Raw genomic sequence first — 17,251 nt, 5'->3', positions numbered from 1 at the left:
TGGACGGCCGGATGTTCTGACCCGAACCATGATGGCGGCCCTTGGAGAGCGCCCCTGACCATCGCAGATACGTTCACTCGATGAGGTGATCGATCATCCGACAGACGCTCATCCGACTACTGCTGCGTCCTGGTGATTCCGTGTCGGAACGCGTACGCGACCGCCTGCGCCCGGTCCCGTACCGCGGTCTTGGCGAACAGATTGTTGATGTGGGTCTTCACGGTGGCCTGGCTGACGAACAGCCGTTGGGCGATCTCGGCGTTGGACAGCCCCTCGGCGATCAGCGCCAGCACCTCGGCCTCCCGGGCGGTCAGCCCGTCGGGCAGCTCCTCCGGCCGGGCGCCGGGCCGCTCGGCGCCCGGTCCGGCGCCGCCGCGCTGCTCCGAAAGCCTTTCCAGCAGCCGGAGTTGGACCTGCGGGGAGAGCCCCGCCGCGCCCGAGCGGACGTCCGCGACGGCCCGGGCGATCTCCTCGGCGCCGGCGTCCTTGGTGAGGTAGCCGCGCGCCCCGGCCTGGAGCGCCGGGAACAGCGAGTCGTCGTCGGCGTAGGTGGTCAGCACCACGACCTCGGTCCCCGGGTGCGCCGCGCGGATCCGCCGGGTCGCCTCGACGCCGTCGCAGCGCGGCATCCGCAGATCCATCAGCACCACGTCCGGGTGATGACGCTCCACCAGGGCGACGGCCTCCTCCCCGTCCCCCGCGGCCCCGACCACCTCGATGCCGGGCAGCAGCCCCAGCAGCATCACGATTCCCTCGCGCACCACCGTCTGGTCGTCCGCGACCAGCACCCTGGTCACCTCCGGCTCGCTCACGCGCCCACCCCGCCGCGCCCGGCGGTCGCTCCGCGGAACGCGCGCCCTCCGACGACGGCCTCGCCGCTCCCACTCACTCCGGCACCCGCAGCAGCACGCGCCACCCTCCGTCCTCCGGGCCGGCCACCAGCGAGCCGCCGAGCAGTTCCGCGCGTTCGCGCATTCCGAGCAGACCGTACCCGCTGCCGCTGGCGGCCAGCTCCGCCGGCTCCCCCTCGCCGTCGGACCGGCCGCGCGGCGGCCGGGTGTTGCGCACCTCCAGCTCCACCGCGCCGTCCAGGTAGCGCAGTTCGACGGAGCAGCGGGCGCCGGCCGCGTGCTTGCGGACGTTGGTCACCGCCTCCTGCGCGGTGCGCCGCACGGCGAGGGAGGCCTCGGCGGCGAGCGGCCGGGGCGTGCCGGACACGACGAGGGCGGCCCGCTCCCGTCCGGTCAGCTCGACCAGGAACTCCCCGACCGGGGTGAGTTCCCCGCGCAGCGCGGACAGCGCCTGCCGGGTCTCGACCAGCCCGTCCTGCGCCATCCGCCGGGCGGCGACGACCCGTTCGCGGATCTGTTCGCGGTCCGTCCCGGCGTCCAGCATCAGCCGGGCCGCCTCCAGGTGGACGAGCTGCGCGGAGAGGCTGTGGGCGAGCACGTCGTGGATCTCCCGGGCGATCCTGGCCCGTTCGGCGAGCGCCGCGCTCTCCGCCTCGGCGGCCCGGGCGGCCCGCTCCTGGGCGAGCAGCCGGCGGGAGGTGCCGCGGGCCTCGACGTCCAGCCGCAGCAGGTAGCCGAGCAGGGTGATCCCGCCGACGGTGGCCGCGACGCTGAGCCAGCTCGCCGTGGTGACCGCCGCGTACGAGGCCAGCGAGGCCGCCGACGTGACCAGGCCCGGCACGGGCGGCATCCGGACCAGGGACATCACCGCCAGGCCGTACCAGAGCACGTCGGCGAGCAGGGTCGCCCGGCCGCTGTCGGCCAGCCAGGCGGCGCCGAGCACCGCGCCGGCCAGCAGGTACGCGGGCAGCGGGCGCTGTTCCCGGGTGGCCCGCAGGAAGGCCGCGCAGAGCCCGACGGCGGCGGCCAGTCCGGCCGCCGCGGCCACCGCCGCCCAGCCGGCGAACCCGCCGTCGGCGAAGGTCCCCCAGACGACGGTGACCAGCAGCACGCCCCGGCCGAGCACGGTGAGCACCCGCCGCGGCCGGCTCTCGGCCTCGCGGTCCATCCCCTCGCGGGAGGGCCAGCGGGTCCAGTACCACCCGGCCACGGGTGCCTCCTCGGTGTTCACGGCGGTGGGTCGGGTCAGCGGGCGGGGGGTGCGGATCGGGGCCGCGGGCCAGGGTTCGGGTCAGCGGCTCGGGTCAGCGGCTCGGGTCGGGTCCGTACGGCCGCGGAGCCACCCGGTTCAGTGCACGGCGGCGACGGGCGGCGCGGGCTCCAGCGCCCGGGCCCTCCAGTTGACCACGAACGAGCGGACCAGCAGCAGGACCGCCATGCCGAGCATCAGGGAGCTGCCGGACTGGTGGACGTGCAACGCGGCGCCGATCCCGTACAGGCCGATCCGGACCACGACCATCCCGATCCAGGCGGCCACCGTGGCCCTGGTGCCCTTGGCCATGACCGAGCCGTCCTCGGTCCTCCAGAGCCGAACCGTCCAGCCCCAGGCCGTTCCCGTCCCGAGCACCGCGACCAGCCCGGCGGCCAGCAGGACCGCCGACAGCGCGGCGTGCCGGTGGTCGACGATCTGCGGGTCCCGCAGCGCGAGCGCGCCCAGGACGAGCGGCAGCACCCAGAAGCGGCGCTCGGTGTCCAGGCGCTGGGCGCGCATCTGGCGCCGGACCACCAGGACCGCCACGACGGCGATCACGAGCAGGTTGGCGAGGGTGGTCATCGGACTTCTCCGTCCGGGAGAGGGCTGGTCACTGACCTCTCCGACGCTACGGACGCGCCGGTTCCCGCTGATCGGAGCCGGGGTGGACCCCGGGTGGAACGCGTCCGCGCGGGGCCTCCACCCGTGGGTGGAGGCCCCGCGCGGACGGAGTGCGCGTCAGGCGTCGATGCGCGAGCGGTCCAGGGTGGCCGCGGAGTCCACGATGAACTCCTTGCGCGGGGCGACGTCGTTGCCCATCAGCAGGTCGAAGATCTTCTCCGCCTGCTCCAGGTCGCCCAGGTTGATCCGGCGCAGCGTGCGGTGGCGCGGGTCCATGGTGGTCTCGGCCAGCTGGTCGGCGTCCATCTCGCCCAGACCCTTGTAGCGCTGCACCGGTTCCTTCCAGCGCAGGTTCTTGCGCTGGAACTCCAGCAGAGTGGAGCGCAGTTCGGCGTCGGAGTAGGTGTAGTGGTACTTCTCCTGGCCGCGCTTGGGGTTGGTGAGCTCGATCCGGTGCAGCGGCGGCACGGCGGCGAAGACCCGGCCCTGCTCGACCATCGGCCGCATGTAGCGGTGGAAGAGGGTCAGCAGCAGGGTGCGGATGTGCGAGCCGTCGACGTCGGCGTCGGCCATGAAGATGACCCGGCCGTAGCGGGCCTGGTCGATGTCGAAGGTGCGGCCGGAGCCGGCCCCTATCACCTGGATGATCGCGGCGCACTCGGCGTTCTTGAGCATGTCGCTCACCGAGGCCTTCTGCACGTTCAGGATCTTGCCGCGGATCGGCAGCAGCGCCTGGAACTCGGAGTTGCGGGCGAGCTTGGCGGTGCCGAGCGCGGAGTCCCCCTCGACGATGAACAGTTCGCTGCGGTCGACGTCGTCGCTGCGGCAGTCGGCCAGCTTGGCCGGCAGCGAGCTGGTCTCCAGCGCCGTCTTCCGGCGCTGGGCCTCCTTGTGCTGCCGGGCGGCGACCCGGGTGCGGGCGGCCGCGACCACCTTCTCCAGCACGGCCCGGGCCTGGAGCTTCTCGTCCTTCTTGGCCGAGGTGAGGAAGGCCTTGAGCTCCTTGGCGACGACGGCGGCGACGATCCGGTTGGCCGCCGACGTGCCGAGCACCTCCTTGGTCTGGCCCTCGAACTGCGGCTCGGCGAGCCGGACGGTGACCACCGCGGTCAGGCCCTCGGTGGCGTCGTCCTTGGTGATGTCGTCCTCGGCGACGCGCAGCAGCTTGGCCGCGCGCAGCGCCTCGTTGACCGTCTTGGCCAGCGAGCGCTCGAAGCCGGTCACGTGGGTGCCGCCCTTGGGGGTGGCGATGATGTTGACGAAGGAGCGCAGCGTGGTGTCGTAGCCGGCGCCCCAGCGCAGCGCGATGTCCACCCCGAGGTGGCGGGTGACCTCGGTGGGGGTCATGTGGCCGAGGTCGTCCAGGACCGGCACGGTCTCCTTGAAGGTGCCCTCGCCGCGCAGCCGCAGCACGTCGCAGACCGGCTTGTCGGGGGCCAGGAACTCGCAGAACTCGGCGATGCCGCCGTCGTAGCGGAAGACCGACTCCTCGATCTGCTCGCTCTCGGTGAGCCGCTCGTCACGCACCACGATGGTCAGGCCGGGGACCAGGAAGGCGGTCTGCCGGGCGCGGCTGTGCAGCGTCTCCAGGGAGAGCCGGGCGTCCTTGAGGAAGATCTGCCGGTCGGCCCAGTAGCGGATCCGGGTGCCGGTGCGGGTCTTCGGCACCTTGCGGGCCTTGGTCAGGCCGTTGCCGGGCTCGAAGGGCGCGTCCGGGCTGGTCTCGGTGAAGATGCCGGGGGTGCCGCGGCGGAAGCTGATCGCGTGGGTGTGCCCGCCGCGGTCGACCTCGACGTCGAGGCGGGCGGAGAGCGCGTTGACCACCGAGGCGCCGACGCCGTGCAGACCGCCGGAGGCCGCGTAGGAGCCGCCGCCGAACTTGCCGCCGGCGTGCAGCTTGGTCATCACGACCTCGACGCCGGACAGCCCGGTCTTGGGCTCGACGTCGACCGGGATGCCGCGCCCGTTGTCCCGGACCTCGACCGAGGAGTCGGGGTGCAGCACCACGTCGATGCGGTCGCAGTAGCCGCCCAGCGCCTCGTCGACGGAGTTGTCGATGATCTCCCAGAGGCAGTGCATCAGACCGCGGCTGTCGGTCGAGCCGATGTACATGCCGGGGCGCTTGCGGACCGCCTCCAGCCCCTCCAGGACGAGCAGGTGCCGCGCGGTGTAGTTGGAACCGTCGTCGCCGGCCAGCAGCGCGGACGGCACGGTCGTTTCGGCACTCACGCGGCACTCTCCTCGGTGAAGTTCTGTCTCATCGGTCACATCCGGACGGATCCGGACCAAACGCCAGTGCAGCACGCGACACCGACATCCGTCGCCCTGCGTGCCCGACCCCCTGCTCCGGGTGCGCAGCACGACGGGTCGGCCCCGCGCAGCTTGTACGCGCTGCGCGAACAAGCACCGCACCCGGGTGCGGACCCCGGGGGCGCCATCTCCTCCCGGTACCACCGGTCCTGGCGGATCGTGGGGCCCGGCGCAGGCTCCGGAACTGCCGTTATGCAGGCTACCGGGGCCCGGGACGGGGCTTATGCTCCAACCCGGCAGAGGATTATGCTACGCGGACCTCGTACCCGATCCCGATCGGGCGTTCGAGCGAGGGGCGGATCCCGGGATTCGGCACGCATGAACCACCGGCGCCCGGGGCACGTCCTCATCAACACAGCAGAATCCTCAGAGAAGAAAAGCCACGAGCGGGAACGTTTTCGGCCTGGTTGGATGTTGACCCTGGTACGACAGCTCGTCGAGCTAGAGAAGAGGCGACGTGACTACTGTTCTGACCCCTGCGAGCCCGCTCACCGCGGCTGACCGCTGCGACCGCTGCGGCGCCCAGGCCTACCTGCGCGTCGTACTCGCCAGCGGCGGAGAGCTGCTCTTCTGCGCCCACCACGGCCGGAAGTTCGAGCCCGAGCTCAAGAAGATCGCCGTGGAGATACAGGACGAGAGCGGCCGTCTCACCACGACGGACGCGGCCACGGCCGCGGACGAAGAGCGCTGATACCGGGCGCCAAAACCAGCAGCCGGCGTCGAGCTGTGTCCGGTCGCGCACCGCGCGCGACCGGTGGGCCGGGCGGCTGACCCCTTCGGGGGCCGGCCGCCCGGCTCTGCTGTACCCGGCACGCGCTCCCGGCCCCCGAGGGCCCGGGCCCTTGCGGCCGACGCTCCGTCAGAACCCGGCATCAGCACGTGACCGACCGCTCACCCACCGCGATCCGGGCGGCACCGGGCACAGCGCGTGGGCAGGCGTTCACAGGACCGAGCGCACCGCGTCCGCGACCGACGAGACCCTGGTGTAGACACCCGGGTGGCCCGCCTCGGCGCAGCCCGTCCCCCAGGACACCAGGCCGACCAGCCGGCCGTCGACGACCATCGGGCCGCCGCTGTCACCCTGGCAGGCGTCCTTGCCGCCCCGCTCCTCGCCCGCGCAGACCATGCCCCGGGCGTCGAACTTCCCGTCCTGCCCGCCCGGGTACGCCTGCGCGCAGGCGTGGTCCGGCACGATCGGCACGGCCACCCCGCGCAGGGTGGGCGAGTAGTCGCCCCGCCCGGTGGTGTCCCCCCAGCCGTACACCTGCGCCGTCGTCCCGGCCGCGTACGGCGCGGTCTCGCCCTGGCCGACCACCTCGACCACCGGCCGGGCGCCCTGTGACTCGGCGAGGGTGAGCACCGCGACGTCGTTCATGTTGGCGGCGAAGGAGTAGTCGGGGTGGACCCACACCGACCGCACCGCCACCTCCCGCCCGGCCGTCCCGCGCATGTCGTCCCGGCCGACGATCACCTTGAGGCCCGGCCGATCCACCCGGCCCTTGGACTCGTCGTAGAAGCAGTGCGCGGCCGTGACCACCTTGGTCGGAGTGACCAGCGCGCCCCCGCAGAACTGGCCGGACCGGCCGCTGCCGAACTGCTGGCGGCTGGACAGCGCCACGATCCACGGGTGGTCCGCGGTGCTCGCCGCGGTGCCGCCGACCACCCGGCGCTGCGCCTCGGCCGGCGCCGCGGTGCCGAGGGCGACCAGCGGAACGGGCACGGCGGCGAGCAGCGCCAGCACGGCGGCCCTGCGGCGCCGGCCCGCCCGGACCTCGGCCGGATCGGCCGGGTCGGCGGGGCCCGCCGGGAACGGGGTGGACGTCGGCAGGTCAGTGCGGTCCGGCTCGGTCGGCACCGTGACTCCAGGGGCTCGGTAGCAGGCAACCGGCACAGCGTAGGTGACCGGCTACACGGTGCGACCGCTTACCGCCGCGCCGCCACCCGGACGAGGGACAACCACCACCCGGACGCTGACGGGCCGGACGCCAGCGCGTCCGGGCCCGGGCAGGCCGGGAGAACGACGGGCCGGGCCCGGACAGCCGCGAAGGCCCGGAGCCGTGCGGCCCCGGGCCTTCGCGTGGAACGACTGCCGTCGATCAGTCCAGGTAGTCGCGCAGCACCTGGGAGCGCGACGGGTGGCGCAGCTTCGACATGGTCTTCGACTCGATCTGGCGGATGCGCTCACGGGTGACCCCGTAGACCTTGCCGATCTCGTCCAGCGTCTTCGGCTGGCCGTCGGTCAGGCCGAAGCGCATCGAGACCACGCCCGCCTCGCGCTCGGACAGGGTGTCCAGCACCGAGTGCAGCTGCTCCTGGAGCAGGGTGAAGGAGACCGCGTCGGCCGGGACGACCGCCTCGGAGTCCTCGATCAGGTCACCGAACTCGCTGTCGCCGTCCTCGCCCAGCGGGGTGTGCAGCGAGATCGGCTCACGGCCGTACTTCTGGACCTCGATGACCTTCTCGGGGGTCATGTCGAGTTCCTTGGCCAGCTCCTCCGGGGTGGGCTCGCGGCCCAGGTCCTGGAGCATCTGGCGCTGGACGCGGGCCAGCTTGTTGATGACCTCGACCATGTGCACCGGGATGCGGATGGTGCGGGCCTGGTCGGCCATGGCGCGGGTGATCGCCTGGCGGATCCACCAGGTGGCGTAGGTCGAGAACTTGTAGCCCTTGGTGTAGTCGAACTTCTCGACCGCACGGATCAGACCGAGGTTGCCCTCCTGGATCAGGTCCAGGAACAGCATGCCGCGACCGGTGTAGCGCTTGGCCAGCGAGACCACCAGGCGGAGGTTGGCCTCCAGCAGGTGGTTCTTGGCCCGGCGGCCGTCCTCGGCGATGATCTCCAGCTCGCGCTTGAGCTTCGGGGCGAGCTTGTCGGCGGCCGAGAGCTTGTCCTCGGCGAACAGACCGGCCTCGATGCGCTTGGCGAGCTCGACCTCCTGCTCGGCGTTGAGCAGCGGGACCTTGCCGATCTGCTTCAGGTAGTCCTTGACCGGGTCGGCGGTGGCGCCGGCGACGGCGACCTGCTGGGCCGGCGCGTCGTCCTCGTCGTCGTCGGAGAGGACGAAGCCCTCCGACTCCTCCTCCGGACCGGTGCCCTCGGCCTCGGCCTTGTCACCGGGCAGCGCGACGTCCTCGAGCAGCTCCTCCTCGCCGAGCAGCTCCTCGTCGCCCTTGGCGGCCTTGCCGGCGGCGGTCTTCTTGGCGGCGGCCTTCTTGGCCGGCGCGGCGGTCTTCTTGGCCGCGGCCTTCTTGGCCGGGGCGGCCTTCTTCGCGGGAGCCGCCTTCACCTCGGTGACGAGGCCGGTCGCCTCCTCGACGGTGATGTCGGCGGAGACGGTGGGAGCCGGGGCCGCGGCGGCGGCGACGGCCGGAGCCGCGACGGGAGCGCCGGGGGCGATCCGCACGGGCGGCTTGGTCGGGGCCGACGGGGCGGCCGGGGTCCGGGTGGTGACAGCCTTGGTGGCGGTGCGCTTGGTGGGGCTCTTGGCAGCAACGCTCTTGCGCTTGGCGCCGGCCGGTTCGGCCGCGCTGACCATGAGGTCCACCCCCTCCTCAATCAGCACCTGGTTGAGGCTGCGCATGACGTTCTTCCACTTGGTGACCGGGATCTGGTCCGCCTCGAACGCCTGGCGCACGTCGTCACCGGCGATCTGCCCCTGGGCCTTGCCCCGCTCGATGAGCGCCAGCAGAGCTGCGGACTCCGCGATCTCGGGGGGAAGCGAACGGGATGTGCTGGCCGACACGAACAACCTCTCGGACGATGAGTGGACTCGAACCCGTACCGGCCGCCCGAGCGGGCGGGGAAGGAGATCGCGCGCCGGGCGCGCGGTGTCGATTCCGACCGACTCGGGCTTGAGGACTGGGTTTGCAGGACGGCAGCAGCGCCGCGGACCAACACAGCATTCTGACATGTTGGAGTATTCCGGAGCTGCTTCCGCTCAGGACACATCGCTGCTACTCGTCAAGTGTTACGCATGGCCTTCGTGTCGCGGGTCACACCACCCGGCGTCCGCAACCGGGGCCGCTTCCATCATCGCGCACTCGCGCGGCAAACCATTGTCATGAACAAGCCCTCGAATGGGGCCCGGCTTTCCGCGGCCCGATTTCCGGGCCGGTGTTTCACCGGCTCGCCCCCCGGGCCCGCGGCCTCCGCCAGCCCGCGGCTCCCGGCCTTCGGTCTCCCCCGGCTCGCGGTCTCCCCACGGCCCGGCCGCCCGCAGCTCGAGACCTTCCCGGGGTCGGCCCCGCGCCGACGGCATGCGAAGGCCCTCCGGCTGCGCCGCGCGGTGCGGCCGGAGGGCCCGGCGGAGCGGACCGCCGCCGTCCGGCGCCTCCGCTCGTGGACAGCCCGTTCAGTGCTCCCTGGGCCCGTTCAGTGCTCCCTGGGCGCGGGAACGGACGGCTCGATCTCGGGGTGGACGGTGAGCAGCGCCCGCATCGCGGCCTCGCCCGCGGTGCCGTCGCCGGCGCCCAGCGCGTCCACCAGCCGGGCGTGCAGGCCGACCGAGGACTCGGAGGGCCGCTCACAGGAGATCGCCGGGCCGCCCGACACCTGCAGCGCGCAGGCGACGATCCCGGACAGGTGCTCCAGCATCCGGTTGCCGGCCATCTGCAGGATCAGGCCGTGCAGCTCGGCGTCGGCCCGGGTGTAGGTGGACAGGTCGGCCTGGGAGGCGGCGTGGCCCATGATCTCGACCAGCTCGACCAGGCGCTGCTGGACGTCCTCCCGGCCGTGGCCGGCGGCGAGCCGGGCGGCCAGCGGCTCGATCGCCCAGCGGAGCTCGAACAGCTCCCGGCGCTGCTCGTCGCGCTGCGGGCCGAAGGCGCGCCACTCGATGATGTCCGGGTCCAGCAGGTTCCAGTCGCTCACCGGGCGGACCCGGGTGCCGACGTTCGGCCGGGCGCTGACCAGGCCCTTGGCCTCCAGGACGCGCAGCGACTCGCGGACGACGGTGCGGGAGACCTCGAACCGCTGGCCGATCTCCTCGGGCACCAGCGGGCGGTCGGCACCGAGGTCGCCGGAGACGATCATCTGGCCGAGCTGCTGGACCAGCTGGCCGTGCAGGCCGCGGCCGCGGCTGCTGGTGGTCTTGCGGCCGACCCTGGCGATGTCGGACTCGGCGCCCTCCCAGCGGGGCGCCGGCGGGGTCGGCCGGTCGGCGTACGAGAAGCGGTCCAGGTCGCCGGGACCGTGGATGGACCCATCGGCGGAACGGGCGGGGGTCATGGTGGGGTGCGCAAGGGTACTCACGCCTCCTTTGTCGGCGATCCGCAGGCGTGGCTTGAGAATTCTCGTGAAAAGCACACGAAAGGGTGATCGGCCGTGACTGGATAATTGACTTCTTATCAGGACGAAACGCGCAATACGGTCACTGCTGGTCGATCTTGGAATTCCCGGACAGGACCGCACCGGAGGGGCAGCGCTCGGGATGGCGGAACGCGGCCCGGCCGGGGCGCGGCTTCCGCGTGGGCAGGTCCCGCGCGGGGCGGCCTACAGGGCGCGGCGGCGGGCCTGGACCAGCAGGGCGGCGAGCAGCAGGAGCGCCGCGGGGGCGGCGACCGCGGCGAACAGGGCCGGATCGCTCAATACCGCGCCGTCGACCGTCTCCTCGTACGAACCACCGCCGTACACCCTGCCGTAGGCCCACTCGATCCCTGACTGGAACGGCAACAGGTCGGTCAGCCGGGTCGGCCACGGCCTGCCGGTCTGGCGCAGCAGCAGAGCGGCGCCAGACTCCAGCAGCGGCGGCAGCGCGCACAGCAGCAGCACCCCGGCGGCGGCGCCGCGGGTCAGCGAGGCGGTCAGCACCCCGGTCCAGCCCGCCGCCACGGTGAGCAGGACGAAGGCCAGCAGCGCGGCGGGCACTCCGTGGCCGGCCGCCAGCCCCAGCGGGGCGAACGCACCCGGCAGGTCGGACAGCCCGGACACCCCGACACCGGTCAGCACCCCGGACACCCCGTCCGACAGCGCGTCCGGATCCGTCCAGGCCTCGACGGTGACGCCGTCCGGCAGCGCGAGGTGCACGGCCACCGCGTCGAGCAGCAGGGTCGCCAGCGCCAGCGCGGCCGCCAGCGGGCCGATCACCAGCAGCTTGGCCAGCAGCAGCCGCACCCGGCGCGGGTACGACACCTGCGAGGCCGGCAGCCCCGGGTAGCGCACCTCGTGCCCGTACGACAGCGCGCCCAGCACCGCGGCGCCGAGCGCCGCGAAGGGCAGCGGGACCAGTGGGACGGCGGCGGTCAGCAGCCGCACCCCGACGGGGGCCACCAGCGGGCCGTCCGTGGTCTGGCTCGCCAGGACGGCGGCCACGGCGGCGTCGCCGAGCAGCACGGCGGCGAGCAGCAGCCAGGTGGAACGCAGGCCGCGCAGGCGGCGCAGTTCGTAGGCCAGGACACGCACGGTTCACTCGCTCCGGTGGTCGTCGGGGGTGGCGGGAGCTGCGGGGATCGCGGGGGTGGTGGGGCTGGTGATGTCGGGGGCGCTGGGCGTGGGAGTCCGAGTGGCGGAGGCCCGGACGGCGGTCGCGCCCGAGGCCGGGAGGCGGAGGCGGACGGTGTCGTCGGTGAGCAGGTCGTCGGCGCCCATCCGACGGCCGAGGCGCCGGAACCAGGCGGGTGTCAGGGCCGATGCCGAGGTCGCGCTCGGGGTCGGGGCAGGCGCGGGGGCGGGGGCGGGCACCGGGGCCGGGTCGTCACGGAAGAGCTGCTCGACGACGACGGTCGGGGCGGGTTCGGCGGCGGCGTCGGGGGTGCCGTACGGGTGGGTGGTGTCGTTCCCGGTCTCTGCGGTCGGCTGGGGGCGGCGGCCGGCCGAGCCGAGGACGGGGAGCGCGGCGGCGGGGAGGGCGGCGGCCACGGACACGGCGGGGAGGGCGCGGGCGGGCAGGGAGCCGTCCTGCCGCGGGCGGCGGAGGAGGCCGCGCTTGGGGGCGGCGGCGGCCTCGGTGGCGGCTTCGGCGACGGAGCCGGCTTCAGTGGCGGAGGCGGTGATGGCGATGGCCGGTCCGGGCAGGGCCCGGGCCGTCGCGGGCTCGGCCGGGGGTGCCACGGCTTCGACCGGGGCGGACTCGGCGGCCGGTTCAACGGCCGGTTCAGCGGCCGGTTCAGCGGCCGGTTCAGCGGCCGGTTCAGCGGCCGGCTCGGGGACCTGATGGAGGGCCGGCGTCGGACTCGGCTTCCGGGCCGGCTCCGGGCGCGGGTCGCTCCCGGCTTCCGGATGGAGGCGGAGGTGGCCGGAGCGGCCCGAGCCGACCGGCAGGACGACCCTGGGCGCCGGTTGCTCGACCACCCGGTCGGCCAGCTCGTGCAGCAGGATCCCGTGGCGGTAGGCGAGTTCACCGATCTCGGTGCGGTCGATGCCGGCCACCGCGAGGCCCACGCTGCTCTCCCGCCGCACGTCCGCGCCCTGACTGGTCAGCAGGTCCGCCAGCCGCGCCATCTGCGGCCCCCGGACGGCCACTTCGGGGCTGAGCCTGGTCCGCCGGAACTCCTCGACCGGCTGGTCGGCCACCAACTGGCCGCGATCCAGGGTGACCACCCGGTCCGCGAGCTGCGAGGCCTCCTGCAGGCTGCGGGTGGTCACCAGGACCGTTCCACCGGCGGCGCCGAAGGAGCGCAGGAAGGAGTGGAACCACTCGACGTTGCGCGGCGACAGGCCGTCGGCGGGCCCGTCCAGCAGCAGCGCGCCGGGGTCGCCGAGCAGGGCGGCGGCCAGCGCCAGCCGACGGTGCATGCCGGGCGAGAAGGTCCGCAGCCGCTGACCGGCGACAGCGGCCAGCCGGGTCTGCTCCAGCAGTTCGTCGGCCCGCCGGGCGGGAACGCCGACGGCCGCGGCGAGCATCCGCAGATGACCGCGCGCCCTGCGGCCCGGGTGCCCGGCCACCGCGGCCTCCCCGGTGCCGGGCAGCAGCACCCCGACCTCGCGCTCGGGGTGGCGCAACCGGCGGTAGGGACGGCCCCCGAAGAGCGTGACGCCCTGGCCGCGTTCGAGTTCGAGCATCAGCCGCAGCGCGGTGGACTTGCCCGCACCCTCGGCTCCGAGCAGCGCGGTCACCGTGCCGGGCTTGGCGTCGAAGGTCAGATCGAGCACCGCGGGTGGAGCGCCCCTGCGATAGACCTTGGTCAGTCCGGTGATCTGGATCATCGCTGGCTGCTCCCATGCCCTCGGCCGACCTGCTCGACACGGAGCACCCGTGACGGGCGGGCATGCACCCGCGCGGCTCCGCGCCAGCACATTAGGGGGCGGCGACGGCCATTCCGGGCATTACGGGAACGGCGCGGGCCAGCCGACTGCCCACCTCACCCGATCAGGGGACAATCCGATCCTGCGATTCACGGGCGGTCGGTCCGTTCCGGGGCGTCGGCGCCTTCGGTGGCATCGGTGTCGTCGGCGGCTTCGGCCACTTCTGCGGGCGCTGCGCGCTCGGCGGGATCGGAGGATTCGGGGGCTCTGCGCGATCGGAGGATTCGGGGGCTCTGCGCGATCGGGGGCTTCGGCCGGGCGGAGCACGGTGCCCGGCGCAGGGTGCGGGCGCGGCTGCTACCGGGAGGACCAGGGCGGCGGCGGGAGCTGCTCACCGGCGCACACCGCGTGGAACCCGTCGACCGCGGCGCGGCCCTCGACCGTGATCTCGCCCAGCCGCTCCCGCTCGGCGGCCAGCCGTTCCTGCACGGCGGCGATCGACTCGGGCGCCGCGTGCTCCGCCTGCAACGCGGCCAGCTCCCGCTCCGTGGCGGTGGTGGTCGCGTCCAGGCTCCGGTAGTCCGCCGCCAGCCCCTCGATGAGGGTTCGCCGGTTGGCGCAGTCGTTGGTGGCCATCGCGGGGCTCCCTGTGCCGGAAGGCCTCCGGCCCGGCGGCCGGAGCGTCCATCGACACTCTGCGCCGCCGCCCCCGGAACCGCAGCCAGGCCAGGCCATTCGGTCGTTCGGGGCCGCGTCGTGGCGGGACGGCACCCGGCCCGGGCGGGCCGGGCATGGGCGCGGCGGGGCTCAGGACTCCGGGCGGAGCATGGGCGGGTTGAGGACGGTCGCGCCGCCGGCGGTGAACAGCTGGGCGGGGCGGCCGCCCTGACGGGTCGTGGTGCCGCCCGAGGGCAGCAGGAAGCCGGGGGTGCCGGTGACCTTGCGGTGGAAGTTCCGAGGGTCCAGCACCACGCCCCAGACCGCCTCGTAGACCCGGCGGAGCTCGCCGACGGTGAACTCGGTCGGACAGAAGGCGGTGGCGAGGGAGGAGTACTCGATCTTGGAGCGGGCTCGTTCCACGCCGTCGGCGAGGATCAGACCGTGGTCGAAGGCGAGCGGGACACCGTCGGCCGGGTTACCGCCGAGGAGTTCGCCGACCGGGGCCCAGCGGGCGCCGCTGGCGTCGCCGCCGGCCCGGGGCGTGGGCAGGTCGGGGGCGAGCACCAGGTAGGCGACGCTGACCACGCGCATCCGGGGGTCGCGCTGCGGGTGGCCGTAGGTGGCGAGCTGCTCCAGGTGGGCGCCGGCCGCGCCGGGGCCGACCGCGTCGTGGCCGGGGGCGGTGTGGGCGCGCAGGCCGGTCTCCTCGGCCAGCTCGCGGGAGGCGGCCTCGGCCAGGCCCTCGTCCGGGCGGACGAAGCCGCCGGGCAGCGCCCAGTACCCCTGGAACGGCGGCTCGCCCCGTCTGACCAGTAGGGCGCAGAGCGAGTGGTCGCGCACCGTCAGCACCACCAGGTCAACCGTGACAGCGAACGGGGGGAAGGCCGACGGATCGTAACGCGACATGGGCACGATCATAGTCGTCTCTCTGACGATAAGCACAGGCCGTGCGTGGACTGCGCAGGGCCCGTGCCGCCCGCCGGGCCCCGGTCTGCCCCGCGCACGGCCCGGGGGGCCGCAGCGGGCAGGCGCGGTGTCGGTGACCCGGAGTCACCGACACCGGGTCACCGGTGCCGGACGGACGTCGGAGCACGGACGCCCGCTCACGGACGCCGGAGCCCCGACGCGCGGCGCCGGGCTCAGTGGGCGACGAGTTGCAGGTCCGTGGACGCCTCCTCCACCATCGCCACGCCGATCCGGCTCACCCGGACGGAGAAGGGCTCGCCCGCCACCCGCAGGCCGGTCAGCTCCAGCTCGCCGAGGGGTGCGGTGCTGGCCGGGCGGACCAGCACCCGGCCGCCCGGGACGTCGGGCCGGACCCCGGCGAGGGCGAACACCGCGTGCGCGGCGCCGGCCGCGGAGACCGCCGCCGGGCGGCAGGCCGCCGGGTGCGGCACCGGCGGGCAGCCGGGGATGCGCTGCTCCCCCGCGTACATCTCCGGAAGCCGCCCCTCGAAGTGGGCGCTCGCGGCGAGCAGGCCCTCCAGCAGGGTGCCCGCCTCGTTCTCGTGACCGGCCTCGGCCAGGCCGGCGATCGCCAGCGCCGTCTCGTGGACCCGCACCGCGCCGCCCCGGTGGCCCAGCGGGTTGAAGCGGGGGGACTTGGCGCTCAGGGTGCGCAGGCCCCAGCCGCTGTCCAGCTCGGGCGCGACCAGGCGCTGGGCGAGCAGCCGGGTCTGCTCGCGGTCCAGCAGGCTCTCGTGCCGACCGCCGTCGACGGCGAGCCCGGTGTCCAGCAGGTGCACCAGGGAGGAGGTGACGGCGGGCAGCGGCTGGCCGCCCGGGGCCAGCCCGGCCGCGGGGCGGCCGCCGGACAGGTCGTCGATCCAGAACCGCTCGCGGAAGCGCCCGCGCAGCGCGGCGGCCCAGCCGCGCCAGTCCTCGGCGCCCGGTCGGCCGAAGGCCTCCAGCAGCTCGGCCCCGTGCAGGGCGGCGCGGTGGGCCTGCGCCTGGACCTCGGCGCGGGCGGCGACCGGGTGGGCGGAGCGCTCCTCGGCGGGGCGGCTCAGATCGGTGACGAAGCCGTCGGCCAGGCCCTCGCGCAGGGCGGCCAGGGCCCGCTCGGCGGCCGGGAGCAGCTCGGCGACCTCCGCCGGGGGCAGGCCCCAGCGCCAGGCCTCCGCCAGCACGGTGACGAACAGCAGGGTGGCCTCGGTGGCGGTGCAGGTGGGCGGCAGCTCGGGACCGCCGTGGCGCAGGGCGCCCGGCAGCAGGCCCTCGGTGCGGCCCGGGGCGGGGACGAGCTGCTGACGGCGGGCCAGCGCCCGGAGGGTGCCGGCCGCCAGCCGGGTGCCGAGCGGAAGGGTCAGCCGGGCGGCCCAGAGCGCGTCGGCCGGCGCGAGGCCGAAGCGCCAGGGCGCTCCGGAGGCCGGGTAGAGGTCGGTCGGGCGGTCCGGGTCGGCGAACAGCAGCCCGCCGAGGGCGTCCAGCGAGCGGGAGACCAGCGGGGCGGCCCGGGTGTCGTCGCTGCGGACCTCCGGCTCGGACCAGGGCAGCGGGACGCCGGTGCCGCGGCCGCCCGGCGGGCGCGGGCCGCCGGCGGCGCTCTCCAGCTCGGTGTGCAGCTCGACGGACCAACGGGCGCCGGGCTGGACCTCCAGGTCCCAGCGGAGCACGCCGGCGCCGGCCAGGACGGCGTGCGGGGAGGGCTGGGCGCTGACCACGGCGTTGTGCACCGGGCCCGTCCAGCGCAGCCCGGCGGACTGCACCTGGCCCGGCAGGTCGGGCTGGCGGTGCCCGGCGGCGATCTCGGCGACCGGGCCGAGGTCGGTGCCGAGGGCTATCTCCAGCGGCAGCCGGGCGGGCCGCGGACCGGTGTTGCGCACGACCACGGTCTCCACGCCGTCCGCGTGGCGCAGCCGCTCGACGGTGAGCGCCGGGTCCGGGTCGAGGTCGCCGGGGAGGCGGACGACACCGAGGAAGCGGGCCTGGGCGATGCTGGTCAGGTTGCCCTGGAGCGGCAGCGGCTCCATCCCGCCGAGCCGCAGCTCCATCCGGGCGAGCACCCGGACGCCGTTGCGGTAGAAGCCGTGCAGGCCGTGGCCGCGCAGCTGGCCGTCGGGGCCGGAGGCGGCCATCGCCGGGGCGTTGACGCAGATCACCGCGTGGTGGACGGCGGGCGGCTGCGGTCGCGGTGGGGCTGCGGGGCGGCCCGGGCCGACCGGTACGCCCGCGGGCCCGGCCCCGGGGGCCTGGTCGGGGCGGCCCACCGGCCTGGGCGGGGCGCCGACCACGCTCTCGGCCGGCATGGCCTGTGGTGGCCTCATGGCGGTCACCGGACTCTCCTCCCCTCGGCGGTCCGGTGGCCGGTCAGGCCGGTGGGCCGCGAGCATGCTCGATCGCGTGCTGATGGTGCCGGGCCGGCGGGGCCGTCCC

13 protein-coding genes are annotated in these 17,251 nt (G+C 74.6%); 1 reads left to right on the top strand and 12 read right to left on the bottom strand.

Annotated features, from left to right (window positions below):
* Positions 1 to 116 precede the first annotated feature (116 nt).
* The 4 genes from ACFY0X_RS31025 to ACFY0X_RS31010 form a co-directional block, all read right to left on the bottom strand.
* The gene (locus ACFY0X_RS31025; RefSeq protein WP_387759573.1) at positions 117 to 743 is read right to left on the bottom strand and encodes a response regulator; all 627 of its coding nucleotides are present in this window, start codon (positions 741 to 743) and stop codon (positions 117 to 119) included.
* Positions 744 to 885: 142 nt separating this feature from the next.
* A complete protein-coding gene (locus ACFY0X_RS31020) occupies positions 886 to 2,019 on the bottom strand; it encodes a sensor histidine kinase (protein WP_387759571.1) in 1,134 nt (377 codons plus the stop codon).
* A gap of 180 nt (positions 2,020 to 2,199) precedes the next feature.
* The gene (locus ACFY0X_RS31015) at positions 2,200 to 2,685 is read right to left on the bottom strand and encodes a DUF1453 domain-containing protein (RefSeq protein WP_387759539.1); all 486 of its coding nucleotides are present in this window, start codon (positions 2,683 to 2,685) and stop codon (positions 2,200 to 2,202) included.
* A gap of 156 nt (positions 2,686 to 2,841) precedes the next feature.
* The gene (locus ACFY0X_RS31010; protein ID WP_387759537.1) at positions 2,842 to 4,953 is read right to left on the bottom strand and encodes a type IIA DNA topoisomerase subunit B; all 2,112 of its coding nucleotides are present in this window, start codon (positions 4,951 to 4,953) and stop codon (positions 2,842 to 2,844) included.
* 538 nt (positions 4,954 to 5,491) lie between these two features.
* Here ACFY0X_RS31010 and ACFY0X_RS31005 point away from each other — a divergent pair.
* A complete protein-coding gene (locus tag ACFY0X_RS31005; protein WP_387759535.1) occupies positions 5,492 to 5,725 on the top strand; it encodes a hypothetical protein in 234 nt (77 codons plus the stop codon).
* Between the two features lie 249 nt (positions 5,726 to 5,974).
* On the opposite strand, the gene ACFY0X_RS31000 is transcribed toward ACFY0X_RS31005, so the two are convergent.
* From ACFY0X_RS31000 to ACFY0X_RS30965, 8 genes are all read right to left on the bottom strand, one after another.
* On the bottom strand, positions 5,975 to 6,775 hold the full coding sequence (locus tag ACFY0X_RS31000) for a S1 family peptidase (RefSeq protein ID WP_387759569.1): 801 nt from the start codon (positions 6,773 to 6,775) through the stop codon (positions 5,975 to 5,977).
* Positions 6,776 to 7,130: 355 nt separating this feature from the next.
* The gene (locus ACFY0X_RS30995; protein ID WP_387759533.1) at positions 7,131 to 8,777 is read right to left on the bottom strand and encodes an RNA polymerase sigma factor; all 1,647 of its coding nucleotides are present in this window, start codon (positions 8,775 to 8,777) and stop codon (positions 7,131 to 7,133) included.
* 629 nt (positions 8,778 to 9,406) lie between these two features.
* Positions 9,407 to 10,339 (bottom strand): FadR/GntR family transcriptional regulator, encoded by a 933-nt coding sequence (locus ACFY0X_RS30990; protein WP_387759532.1) that lies wholly within the window; start codon positions 10,337 to 10,339, stop codon positions 9,407 to 9,409.
* 186 nt (positions 10,340 to 10,525) lie between these two features.
* Positions 10,526 to 11,434: a hypothetical protein gene (locus ACFY0X_RS30985; RefSeq protein ID WP_387759530.1), complete on the bottom strand. Its 909-nt coding sequence runs from the start codon at positions 11,432 to 11,434 to the stop codon at positions 10,526 to 10,528.
* A gap of 3 nt (positions 11,435 to 11,437) precedes the next feature.
* Positions 11,438 to 13,177 (bottom strand): ATP-binding cassette domain-containing protein, encoded by a 1,740-nt coding sequence (locus tag ACFY0X_RS30980; RefSeq protein ID WP_387759528.1) that lies wholly within the window; start codon positions 13,175 to 13,177, stop codon positions 11,438 to 11,440.
* A gap of 396 nt (positions 13,178 to 13,573) precedes the next feature.
* Positions 13,574 to 13,852 carry a hypothetical protein gene (locus ACFY0X_RS30975; RefSeq protein WP_387759526.1) on the bottom strand — a complete coding sequence of 93 codons (279 nt, stop codon included), beginning with the start codon at positions 13,850 to 13,852 and terminating at the stop codon, positions 13,574 to 13,576.
* Between the two features lie 171 nt (positions 13,853 to 14,023).
* On the bottom strand, positions 14,024 to 14,782 hold the full coding sequence (locus ACFY0X_RS30970; protein ID WP_387759525.1) for an NUDIX domain-containing protein: 759 nt from the start codon (positions 14,780 to 14,782) through the stop codon (positions 14,024 to 14,026).
* Between the two features lie 233 nt (positions 14,783 to 15,015).
* Complete coding sequence (locus ACFY0X_RS30965; RefSeq protein ID WP_387759568.1) at positions 15,016 to 17,142, bottom strand: glycogen debranching N-terminal domain-containing protein; 2,127 nt, start codon at positions 17,140 to 17,142, stop codon at positions 15,016 to 15,018.
* Between the last annotated feature and the right edge of the window lie 109 nt (positions 17,143 to 17,251).

Source organism: Kitasatospora sp. NPDC001547 (genome assembly GCF_042894165.1).
Classification (GTDB): Bacteria; Actinomycetota; Actinomycetes; order Streptomycetales; family Streptomycetaceae; genus Kitasatospora.
This window is presented reverse-complemented; position numbering and strand designations above follow the sequence as displayed.

Excerpts from the sequence above, each read along its gene's own strand:
- ACFY0X_RS31020 (WP_387759571.1), bottom strand. The coding sequence starts at position 2,019 with ATGGACCGCGAGGCCGAGAGCCGGCCGCGGCGGGTGCTCACCGTGCTC.
- ACFY0X_RS30980 (WP_387759528.1), bottom strand. The coding sequence starts at position 13,177 with ATGATCCAGATCACCGGACTGACCAAGGTCTATCGCAGGGGCGCTCCA.
- ACFY0X_RS30975 (WP_387759526.1), bottom strand. The coding sequence starts at position 13,852 with ATGGCCACCAACGACTGCGCCAACCGGCGAACCCTCATCGAGGGGCTG.
- ACFY0X_RS30965 (WP_387759568.1), bottom strand. The coding sequence starts at position 17,142 with ATGAGGCCACCACAGGCCATGCCGGCCGAGAGCGTGGTCGGCGCCCCG.
- ACFY0X_RS31015 (WP_387759539.1), bottom strand. The coding sequence starts at position 2,685 with ATGACCACCCTCGCCAACCTGCTCGTGATCGCCGTCGTGGCGGTCCTG.
- ACFY0X_RS31025 (WP_387759573.1), bottom strand. The coding sequence starts at position 743 with ATGCTGCTGGGGCTGCTGCCCGGCATCGAGGTGGTCGGGGCCGCGGGG.
- ACFY0X_RS30970 (WP_387759525.1), bottom strand. The coding sequence starts at position 14,782 with ATGTCGCGTTACGATCCGTCGGCCTTCCCCCCGTTCGCTGTCACGGTT.